At 53.3% G+C, this 10,277-nt stretch carries 9 protein-coding genes and 1 pseudogene; 6 read left to right on the forward strand and 4 right to left on the reverse strand.

All coding sequences use genetic code 11. The annotated features are described in order from the left end of the window. Positions 1-77: 77 nt before the first annotated feature. Positions 78-272 (reverse strand): annotated as a pseudogene (locus C0081_RS16535) (IS110 family transposase); the annotation flags it as partial. 189 nt (positions 273-461) lie between these two features. After that, positions 462-1,580 (reverse strand): iron-containing alcohol dehydrogenase family protein, encoded by a 1,119-nt coding sequence (locus tag C0081_RS16540; protein WP_101534966.1) that lies wholly within the window; start codon positions 1,578-1,580, stop codon positions 462-464. Between the two features lie 387 nt (positions 1,581-1,967). On the opposite strand from C0081_RS16540, the gene C0081_RS16545 reads away from it, so the two are divergent. From C0081_RS16545 to pdxA, 6 genes are all read left to right on the forward strand, one after another. After that, entirely contained in the window at positions 1,968-2,435 is a 468-nt protein-coding gene (locus C0081_RS16545; RefSeq protein ID WP_101534967.1) for a tripartite tricarboxylate transporter TctB family protein, read from the forward strand. Positions 2,436-2,470: 35 nt separating this feature from the next. Next, the gene (locus C0081_RS16550) at positions 2,471-3,433 is read left to right on the forward strand and encodes a Bug family tripartite tricarboxylate transporter substrate binding protein (RefSeq protein WP_101534968.1); all 963 of its coding nucleotides are present in this window, start codon (positions 2,471-2,473) and stop codon (positions 3,431-3,433) included. 174 nt (positions 3,434-3,607) lie between these two features. After that, positions 3,608-5,110, forward strand: a complete 1,503-nt coding sequence (locus C0081_RS16555; protein WP_101534969.1) for a tripartite tricarboxylate transporter permease — start codon at positions 3,608-3,610, stop codon at positions 5,108-5,110. Continuing rightward, a complete protein-coding gene (locus C0081_RS16560; protein WP_101534970.1) occupies positions 5,110-5,991 on the forward strand; it encodes a dihydrodipicolinate synthase family protein in 882 nt (293 codons plus the stop codon). The genes C0081_RS16555 and C0081_RS16560 overlap by 1 nt, the downstream gene beginning before the upstream one ends. After that, a complete protein-coding gene (locus C0081_RS16565; protein WP_101534971.1) occupies positions 5,991-6,953 on the forward strand; it encodes a phosphoglycerate dehydrogenase in 963 nt (320 codons plus the stop codon). Before C0081_RS16560 ends, C0081_RS16565 begins: the two co-directional genes overlap by 1 nt. A 67-nt stretch (positions 6,954-7,020) precedes the next feature. Further along, the gene (pdxA, locus tag C0081_RS16570; RefSeq protein ID WP_101534972.1) at positions 7,021-8,007 is read left to right on the forward strand and encodes a 4-hydroxythreonine-4-phosphate dehydrogenase PdxA; all 987 of its coding nucleotides are present in this window, start codon (positions 7,021-7,023) and stop codon (positions 8,005-8,007) included. Positions 8,008-8,082: 75 nt separating this feature from the next. Here the strand turns inward: pdxA and C0081_RS16575 are convergent, their stop codons facing one another. Together C0081_RS16575 and C0081_RS16580 are read right to left on the reverse strand one after the other, a co-directional pair. Next, positions 8,083-8,832, reverse strand: coding sequence for a FadR/GntR family transcriptional regulator (locus C0081_RS16575; RefSeq protein ID WP_245417980.1), 750 nt, complete (start codon positions 8,830-8,832; stop codon positions 8,083-8,085). After that, entirely contained in the window at positions 8,822-9,880 is a 1,059-nt protein-coding gene (locus C0081_RS16580) for a four-carbon acid sugar kinase family protein (protein WP_180966935.1), read from the reverse strand. The genes C0081_RS16575 and C0081_RS16580 overlap by 11 nt, the downstream gene beginning before the upstream one ends. Positions 9,881-10,277 lie beyond the last annotated feature (397 nt).

Consider the following 10,277-nt stretch of genomic DNA (forward strand, 5'->3'; position numbering starts at 1 on the left):
CCTCCTGTAGGATCAATAAAATCCCACCTTCGCACATCAAAGACAGCGGTGGGCGTCTACAGCATCAGGCCCTCAAGAAGCGTTCGTGCCCAATAGTGACCGGACGCACATGCTTCAATTCCGATCAGGCAAGCAGGCAGTCTTTGGAAAAACGCAACAACCTCGCTGTGCCGAAGCTTCCGGCGAATAATGATCTCACCCTCTTTGCTGATCCCGTGAACCTGAAAAACACTCTTGACTATATCAATTCCAACTGTGGTAACTTCCTTCATGGACGGTTCTCCTTTTTGCGACTTCCAACAACCGCACTATGGCATCTCAGATGCCCGCGGTGGAGACCGACCACCTAATCAAACCCGTTTATTTACATATGGTTAGCATCGCTTTGTGACGCAAGAAAAACAGACACGGGGTAGGCCAAGACAATCGCTTGGCTATACCGTAGTGACTGTGCTTTTGCCCTAGTAGGCCGCCTTATAGATCGCTTCGATATCAGCAACAGACAAATCTACCGGATTCCAGTCCAACAGACGACGAATCGCATGGGCTTCACTCGCCATAGCGGCCAGATCATCTTCCGGCACACCGTAGGCTCGCAGCGACATATCCAGCCCCAAGCCCTCACAGAAGGCGCGAGCACCTGCCAAAACAGCCTGATCACTGCCAGCTTCAAATCCCAACGCCGCACAAATCTTTGCGGTCTTCTCCGGCACGCTTGCCGCATTGGCAGCCAATGTATGCGGAAAGATCAATGCGTTGGCGATGCCATGGGCGATTTTGTGTCTGGTGCCCAGCGGATAAGAGACCGCATGCCCCGAAGTGGTATTGACCGGACCCAAGCATACACCACCATAGAGAGACGCCAGAGCCAGCCCGTTTCGAGCTTCGACATCAGAGCCATCATCAACCGCACGTCTTAGATATTTACCAACCAATTCAATGCCTTGCAAAGCATAGGCATCAATGATCGGATGAGATCTTTTGGAGGTGTAAGCCTCGGTACAATGGGCCATCGCATCGACCCCGGTGGCCGCCGTTACAAAGGCAGGCATCGACACGGTCAAATCAGGATCGATGATGGCGACATCGGCCAACATATTCAGGCTTTCAGTCGCCACTTTATTCATGGTCTCGGGGTCGGTGACCAAAGCGCGCGTACCCACTTCCGAGCCGGTTCCCGCAGTGGTAGGAATTTGCACCAAACCAACAGTGCGGGCCGGAGCACGATGCGGACCAGAAATGTCGCCAAACGCCATATCTTGTCCCGCCAGCACGGCGACCAGCTTGGCCAAATCCATCGCCGATCCACCGCCAAAACCGATGATCAAATCAGCGCCCTTGGCCGCAATGACCGCCGCATTCAGGTTGGGGATATCCGGCTCAGGCACAACATCACCAAAACAGCGAACATCGCCAAGCCCCAACAGCTCCAGTCGAGCTGCATTGACACTATCAGCGATTACAAAGGGTGCCTTGAAGCCACTATCGGCCACCCAACCAGCAAAAGAAGACAGGGTACCTGCACCAAAGCGAAGCACGGGCGGGCGTTGCATTTCTATTGGAGTCGTAAGCGTTAACATTGATTTTCCTCTCGCAGACAAATTGAGCTCAAACGCCACCAATGACGGCCCTTATTGATCGTAACTTGATTGCAAAGTTAGCGCTCATTTCTAATATTTGTCAATAACATATATACAGGTAAATTTAAGGCGAATTTATAAAACCATACAATTATCAACAAGCCATAAAATCCGATTACGTATGTTTTATTATTTATTTTCAATCACATATATTACACATCAATCATCTACCCAAATAACAAAGATGGTGATATTTAGAGCCTTGAAAGAAGTTTTCGGGATTTGTCAAACAAATTAATTGACAAATTGTTATGTTGATCTCATTGTAACAAACAAGGCGGGAGGTCGCCTCACCGAAACAGGCAAAGCACTCTCGCGGAGGAATGAATGACCACAATCCCTGAGTATAAAAGCGACATATGGATCGGCACCTGTTTGCTGGTCTTTTGCGCAGCAACAGCATGGATCACGGTTGGCATCAAAGGTGGCATGAGCAGCTCGGCTGCAGGTCCATCCCTGATACCCTGGATGATGATCGGCGGCATCACTCTGTTATCCCTGATCCTGATTGGCCGTGCAGGACGTGCAAAGGCGCACGCACCAGCCGATGGCAAAATGATCGAATTCCCAGATGCTCACACCCTTTTGATCATTGCGGCGTTCACTCTATTGCTTATCGCCTATGCGACGGCTTTTTATCCGGTTGGTTATATTCCAGCGACCCTCGTTACATTTGTGGTGGGCCTGTGGTTATTGGGTGAGCGCAACTGGACGGTACTGTTTCTATTCCCGGTCGGCATGACGCTGGCTGTTTATTACGGTTTCACCGAACTTCTATCTGTCTGGCTCCCTTAAGAGCCTTTCAACTTTTATCCATGGGAGGATATAGAATGAAAATATCTCGTTTGACACTTGCTCTGGCCGCAGCAACAGCACTGGTTTCAGGTCCAGCACTGGCTGAATTCCCAGAGCGCCCAATTCAGGTTGTTGTGCCCTATTCTGCTGGCGGGTCTACTGACCTTTCCATGCGCGTTTTCTCAGATATTTTCGAGAAAAAATTCGAAGGCAAGCAGTTTGTTGTTCGCAACCAACCCGGTGGCGGCGGTGCCATCGGTACATCTGCTGCCGTGCATGGCCGCAACGATGGCTACACCGTCGGCGCAGCAGCCCAAGGCCCGATTGCCATCAAACCACATGTCGGCGGCACGGACTATCAAGTAGATGATTTTGCCTTTGTTGGCCTGTTTGCCCGCTCCTTGCAGGTGATGGTTGCCTGTAAAGACGCGCCATTCAGCGACTATAATAGCTTCATCACCTACGCCAAAGGCAAAAAACCACAGATCGGCAACTCCGGTGCTGGTGGTGCAAACCACATCTCTGCTGAAGCTTTTGCCAAAGCGGCTGGCATCAAGGCAGAATCAGTGCCATTTGGCGGCTCTTCCGAGGCACGCACAGCCTGCGTTGGCGGTCATATCGATGCCATGGTTGCCTCTCCAGCAGAAGCCAAGGCAGCATCCCAAGCGGGTCAGATGACCCCATTGTTCATCATGGAAGACAAGCGTATCGATCTCTTCCCTGACACACCGACCGCTGTTGAAAAAGGCGTCGATTTCACATGGTCTTCCTGGAAGGGCTTCGTCGCCCCTAAAGGTGCCTCTGAAGAAGGCCTTGCTTGGCTTCGCAGCGCCGTTAAAGAGGTAGCCACTGATCCTGCTTTCATCAAAAAAATGACGGAAATGGGCGAATTTGTGACCTACGAAGATGCAGCAACTTTTGAAAAACGCGTGCGTAACGACAGCGCTGTGGCTCATAAAGTATTGGAAGATCTCGGCATGCTTGGCATGAACAAATAATCCTCCCGAGTTTTTGCCAAAAAGGCTGGAGCGCCTCGGGTGCTCCAGCCACCACATAGAATATTTCCAGTTTAACGCCTGTCCGGTCCAAGAGCCCAATATGCTTTCATGGAACAGGTGCAAAATCTGATTGCGGAGCGCTGAACGCTTCCGCCAACTGTCTGCAGGATGAGCATGGATACCTTCACCTATCTTGCCCCACTTATGGACTTCGAAGTCCTCTGGACCATCGCTCTGGGTACGCTCGGAGGGTTGATTATCGGCGCACTGCCCGGATTAACGGCCACGATGGGTGTGGCACTTCTCATCCCCCTGACCTTTAGCATGACGCCCGTCATGGGGCTGAATATGCTGATTGGTATTTATATCGGCGGCATCTATGGAGGCTGCGTTTCGTCCATCCTGTTGCGCACCCCCGGCACACCGGCCTCTGCGGCCACAGTTCTGGATGGCTATCCCATGGCGCAGGCTGGCAAGGCCGGTCAGGCGCTCGGCATGGCCACCATTGCTTCAACGATTGGTGGCTTGATCGCAGCGGTTTGCCTAGCGACACTGGCACCGCAATTGGCCGACATCGCCTTGGAATTTGGCGCGCCTGAATATTTCGCGCTGGCTTTGTTTGGGCTGACAATCATCGCTTCCTTGTCCGGTGATTTGGTCAAAGGTGCGATTTCGGGCCTTCTTGGCATTCTGATTTCCTGTGTCGGCGCTGATCCGATATCCGGCGTCCTGCGCTACACCTTCGGGATATCAGGCTTTGCTTCCGGCTTTGCCTTCACGCCCGCGCTGATTGGCCTGTTTGCCTTGTCCGAGGTCTTCACACAGCTTGAGCGCATGGGCACCAAAGAAAAACCGATCACTCATGTCTCGGGCCGCTGGCCCAGAATGGCCGACATGAAGGAAAGCGCCAGCGCTCTGATCCGCGGTTCCATCATTGGCACCTTCATCGGCATTGTTCCGGGCACAGGCTCAGGCACCGCTTCATGGATTTCCTATAATGAAGCCCGTCGGGCATCCAAAACACCTGAAAAATTCGGCACAGGTTATGCACCGGGCATCGCAGCAACCGAGAGCGCCAACAATGCAGTCTGTGCATCGGCCCTCATTCCGCTACTGGCCCTTGGCATCCCCGGTGACGTGGTCACAGCGGTGCTGATGGGCGGCTTGATGATCCAGGGGCTTGCCCCCGGACCGATGCTGTTCCAGACCAACCCCGATGTCATCATCGGCATCTTTGGCGGCACCTTCATCGCCACCATCTTCATGTTCATCTTTGGCATGGCCCTGATTCCGGTCTTCTCCAAGATCCTGATGATTCCGCGCAAGATGCTGACCATCTCGATCGTTATCTTCTGCTTCATTGGCTCCTTCTCGATCAATCTCAATCCGGTCGATCTCTACACCATGGTTGGATTTGGGGTGCTTGGCTGGGGCATGCAGAAATTTGGCTACAGTCAGGCTGCGCTTTGTATCGCCCTGATCCTTGGCCCCATGATGGAAGCCAACCTGCGTCGCGGCCTGCTGCAAAGTGGCGATGATGTCATCGCCTTTGCCTCGGGGCCCATCACCCTTCTTTTCCTTGGCTTGACCGTGCTGTCACTGGCCTGGCCAATCATTTCTCAGGCTCGTGAGAAAGCGCGTATTTCCAAAGCAAATACGCAAGAACGGAGTAAATAATGACCAAAGAAGCCTATGTCGCTCTCGTCACCTGTTTCAACCAAGATGAAACCCTCAATTATGAAGCGACCCGCAAGCAGGTCCGCCGCCAAATCGATGCTGGCAACAACATCCTGTGTGCTGGCACCAATGGTGACTTTTCGGCCCTGACCTTTGACGAAAAAGTAAAACTGACCGCCGAGGTCGTGAACGAAGCCAAAGGCCGCTGCAAGGTCATAGTCAATGCCGGCATGCCTGCGACTTTTGAGACCGTGATGTTGTCCAAGGAATTTGACAGGATTGGTGTCGACGGCATCGCCGTTATCACACCCTTCTTCATCGCCTGCACTCAGGACGGTCTGGAGCGCCATTATCTCACCGTCGCCGACAGCGTCAACACACCGATCTATCTCTATGATATTCCGGCCCGCACCCAGAACCACATCGAGCCTGAAACCGCACGCCGATTGGCCGCTCACCCCAATATTGCCGGCATCAAGGATTCCGGTGGCCAGCAGGAAACACTGGAAGCCTATATGCAAGTAGGCAAGGAAATGGACAATTTTGATGTCTATTCCGGCCCTGACCATCTGGTGCATTGGGCTTTGCAGAATGGCGCTGCCGGTTGCATCTCCGGCCTTGGTAATGTGTTGCCAAATGTATTGGCGGAGATTGTCAGCTGCTTCAATGCCGGCGATGAGGAAGGCGCAGCCAAAGCACAGGAGATTTACGGCAATTTCCGCAAGGATCTTTATGGCCTAGGTTTCCCGCCAGCCATGGTCAAGCGCGCTCTATGGGTAATGGATCCTTCGGTCGGGGCTTCCCGTCAGCCAGCCCTGCTGCCTGATGCCGCGCAGGACAAACAGGTGGAAGCTCTTTTGAAAAAATACGGGCAGATCTAATGGTGAAAGTCATTACAACCTCCCCCGGTTTTGGCAAACACGGTCGTGTTCCTGACGCCATTGCCCAAGAGGGCTGGGATTTGGTTCGTTGCGACGACACCACCAAGACTGATGGCGGCGTATCCGAGCAGATCGCCGACGCCGACATTCTGGTGGTTGGTCTTGTGCCGGTCAGCGCAGAAACGCTGGTGGGCGCCAACAATCTCAAAGCGGTTATCAAGCATGGTGTGGGCGTCGATAATATCGACATCCCTGCCTGCACCGCGCAAAATATGCCGGTTTGCAACACACCCGCCGCCAACGCCGATGCTGTGGCCGAGCTGGCCATGGGCTTTATGTATGCCATGGCCCGCTTCATCCCGCAGGGCCATGTCTGCGTGACCTCTGGCCAATGGCAGCGCCGTGTCGGCACCCAATTGGGCGGCAAGACACTTGGCATTGTCGGCCTTGGCAATATCGGCAAACGATTGGCCAAACTGGCCATCGGCGTCGGCATGTCTGTTGTCGCGACCGACCCCTATGCCGATCAGGCTTTCGCTTCCGAGCACGGTGTTGAAATCCTGCCGCTGGACGATCTGTTGGCCACAGCCGATTATGTCTCCTTGCATGTTTTTGGCGGCAAGGAAAACGCCGCCCTGATCAATTCTGCAACACTGGCAAAAATGAAGCCCGGCGCCAAATTGATCAATCTGGCCCGTGGCGAAGTGGTGGATCTGGATGCTATTGTGACTGCGCTTGACGGCGGTCAGTTGGGTGGCGTCGCCATTGATGCCTATGTCACCGAACCACCTGACAGCAGCCATCCGGTGTTCCAGCATGCCAATGCGATCTTTACACCCCATTCGGGTGCAGACACCAAGGAAGCAGTGGAAAATGTCGGCCTGATGGTGGTGCAAGACATTGCAACCATCCTCAAGGGGGAGATGCCGACGCGGTGTCTCAATGCCAAAGACCTGACGTGATACACGACGCAACCAAACAGCGGCCGGGATAACATCCCGGCCTGTTTGTCCGATCAAGGAGAGTAAGATGTCCAAAAGCCCCATCGTCATAACAATGGGCGATCCTTCCGGTGTTGGCGCGGAAGTGACAGTCAAAGCGATGGCGACATTGCCCGAAAAAGACCGCGCAGACTATGCGGTCATCGGCGACCTCGATACGCTTGAGCGGGCCAAACTGGCTTGCAATCTGGACCTGCCCCTGCATATCTATGGACAAGAGGCTCCGGCTGGGTCGCTGGCCATCGTGCATATTCCAGTCGATGGCCTACCGGGCAAATTTGGTGTGCTGTCGCCCGCCTGCGGGGAAGCTTCATACCAATATATCAAAAAAGCCGTCGAGATGGTTCAGGCAGGCGAGGCCCTTTGCATTGTCACCGCCCCGATCAACAAAGAAGCACTGAATGCCGCCGGTCATCATTTTGACGGTCACACCGGCATGTTGGCACATCTAACCGGCTCGGATAGCTCCTGGATGCTGCTCGCCTCCGAAACACTCAACGTGTTGCATGTCTCAACCCATGTGTCCTTGAAAACCGCCATTGAACGCTCAACACCCGAGCGCGTTCTGGCAACCATTCGCACCGGCCATCGTCATCTCAAACGCATGGGCATTGAAAATCCGCGCATCGCCGTTGCTGGCATCAACCCTCACTGCGGCGAGAATGGCCTGTTTGGCAACGAAGATGACGTCAATATTCTGCCCGGCGTGGAAGCAGCCAAAAAAGAAGGCATCAATGTTGTCGGGCCGATCCCTGCCGATACCGTTTATTATCGCGCCCATACCGGCGCGTTTGATCTGGTCATCGCGCAATATCACGATCAAGGCCATATCCCTATCAAGCTGATTGCCTTTGATTCTGCAGTCAATGTATCGCTTGGCCTGCCGATTGATCGCTGTTCTGTCGATCATGGCACCGCCTTTGATCTGGCCGGCACCGGCAACGCCAAACATGTCAATATGCTGTCGGCTCTGGACTATGGCAGCAAACTGGCCGCTACCTTTTCCAAGCGTTAGGCCGGTTGGGCTCATTGAAAAGGGCACCGATCAGGTGCCCTTTTTTACACCCGGATTTTCAATTGAAAACCCGCTTCAATCGGATTCTTCGGGCATGCACAGATTGATCAATCCGCCACCAAACAGACGATCACGTGAATGGACCAGATGCTGGTGCATCAAAGAAGAGGCCAGTTTTTCATCCTGCCTGACGATCGCCATATAAATTTCCTTGTGCTCATCAAACACATGTTCCAGCGCGATAGTGCCTTCAGTCAGCAAAGACTGGCCATGCATTTTCATGCCAACATAAATATGATCGCGAAGCGCCCGTAAAGCGGCCTCGTAATAGTGATTGTTGGTGGCCTTGGCGATGGTGGTGTGAAACTCGAAGTCAGCATCTTCGCGGTGTTCCATGCTGCCCGCAGCAGCGCCCATCAATTCAAGCGCCTCTTCCATTGTCACAAGGATCGCGCTGTTGCGACGCTCCGCCGCCATGGCGGCTGCCGAGCTTTCGATATTGAGACGAAACTCATAACAGCGCTGGATGTCAGCAAGGGTTTCCACCCGCGCAAAACCGACCGGAGAGACCGAAGGCGCACGGACAAAATTGCCCGCCCCCTGACGGGCATAGATCACACCCTCCTCGCGCAGCTTTTCTAGAGCAGATCGTAACACAGGGCGCGACACACCAAATTCTTCAGACAATTGATGCTCTGACGGCATGCGCGTATTGACCGCATAGTCACCGTTCGAAATACGACTGAACAGCGAATGGTAAACCCGATCGGCCAAAAGCCTTTTGGGTTTGCGCGGTGCCGCTTTTGCTGCCTCGTTATCTGCCACAGAATCGAACCTCAGGTTGCTTGCTCTCATCTATTTTTACAAGTTTTTGAGATAAGTTTACAAGTGTATCCTTGCTGCCAAAGCCACCTGACTTGGTAACAATGCAAAGATCTCGGCCTCCATCACAGCAAACAGAAAGCGGAAGGCCGGGCAAAACCTCGCCACGCACTTCCAGCAATCCGATATCCAAATGCTTTGCAATCGCGCTTGCGCTCTCGCCTCCACAGGCCAATAACGTGGCGGGATTGCTCTGTTTGATCCAGTCCGCGATGCCTGAAGCAAAGGCTCTGCCCGCCTCTTGCCCGGAAACAATATCTGCCCCCGGTGTGATTTGAACAATTTGCAACGGCCCCTGCCAAACCTGCGGCGACGGGACTTGTCCATTTGGAGCGGCAAGCGGCGTAAAGGTCTGCAACTGTGCCAATGTGACCGTATCACGCGACCCTATGGCAAACAGGGCCGGAGCGGGAGGAACCACGGAGGCCCTTGTGACCGACAGAGGAGCAAGTTGACGTGCCAAGCCTTCGGCCAAGCCAGCTGCGCCAACGAACAGGCCATCAAGCGCAAACTGGCCAACACCGGCATCTATATCCGCATCACTAGTGGCATCAAGGCAACCGGCCGCATCAACGCCGGAGACCGATGCAACGTCAATCGGCTGCTCCACGCCAACACCACAGAGCGCTCCGTCCCTGACATACCGACCAAGGCGGGGAAACGCGGGGCAAACAAGCACCGGCTGACCGGGATTACGCAGAACGGCAACTTCAGCAGCAATATGCCCTTTCAGGCGGCTGTCAATTTTCTTGAACCAAATCGCCCCTTGCGCAGAGGGAGCTGCTTCAACAATTTTGCGAACCTGTTTGATAATGACGATTGCATCTTGTTGCGAAAGCTCTCGGGATCCGGTTGAAATAGCCACCACGTCGGCGGATTGTTCCAGAGCAGAGGGCAGCGAGGCGATCGACATGGCGCATATCACCTTGAGACCTCGATCAGCAAAGGCAACAGACGCATCCAAAGCGCCGGTCAAATCATCTGCTATCATCACCAGCTTCATGGCAACCTTTCAAAAATTTGTCATATCTAGTTAATATCATAATTCAAAAGAATAATACGCGTAAATGATTGAAATTACATCATCAAAAATCAAGAAATTCCCTTAGTAAGGTATTTTATCAAAAATAAAATTACAACTTGAGATCGCTGCATAAGTATGGGACTCCCCTTTAGGCTTAATTTTGCTAACGTTTGGCTATGCAGAAACCATTTTCCACCCAACCCTAACTGTTCGTAACCAGCGCTGATCTTGAACATTCCAGTTTGCATGGGTTGGATGGTGCCGAGACAGTTTTAGATTGGTTCGAACGGTTCTGATGCTGTAGACGCCCACCGCGGGCCTGTTGCAAAGATTTTCTGGGGGCGCATTTATGCCTTTAACGGCC

The sequence above is a fragment of the Cohaesibacter celericrescens genome (assembly GCF_002866925.1).
In the GTDB taxonomy this organism is placed as follows: Bacteria; Pseudomonadota; Alphaproteobacteria; order Rhizobiales; family Cohaesibacteraceae; genus Cohaesibacter; species Cohaesibacter celericrescens.

What these genes read in the sequence shown, in the direction of transcription:
- C0081_RS16550 (WP_101534968.1), top strand. Translation starts at nt 2,471, where the DNA reads ATGAAAATATCTCGTTTGACACTTGCTCTGGCCGCAGCAACAGCACTG.
- C0081_RS16540 (WP_101534966.1), bottom strand. Translation starts at nt 1,580, where the DNA reads ATGTTAACGCTTACGACTCCAATAGAAATGCAACGCCCGCCCGTGCTT.
- C0081_RS16545 (WP_101534967.1), top strand. Translation starts at nt 1,968, where the DNA reads ATGACCACAATCCCTGAGTATAAAAGCGACATATGGATCGGCACCTGT.
- C0081_RS16560 (WP_101534970.1), top strand. Translation starts at nt 5,110, where the DNA reads ATGACCAAAGAAGCCTATGTCGCTCTCGTCACCTGTTTCAACCAAGAT.
- C0081_RS16555 (WP_101534969.1), top strand. Translation starts at nt 3,608, where the DNA reads ATGGATACCTTCACCTATCTTGCCCCACTTATGGACTTCGAAGTCCTC.
- pdxA (WP_101534972.1), top strand. Translation starts at nt 7,021, where the DNA reads ATGTCCAAAAGCCCCATCGTCATAACAATGGGCGATCCTTCCGGTGTT.
- C0081_RS16580 (WP_180966935.1), bottom strand. Translation starts at nt 9,880, where the DNA reads ATGATAGCAGATGATTTGACCGGCGCTTTGGATGCGTCTGTTGCCTTT.
- C0081_RS16565 (WP_101534971.1), top strand. Translation starts at nt 5,991, where the DNA reads ATGGTGAAAGTCATTACAACCTCCCCCGGTTTTGGCAAACACGGTCGT.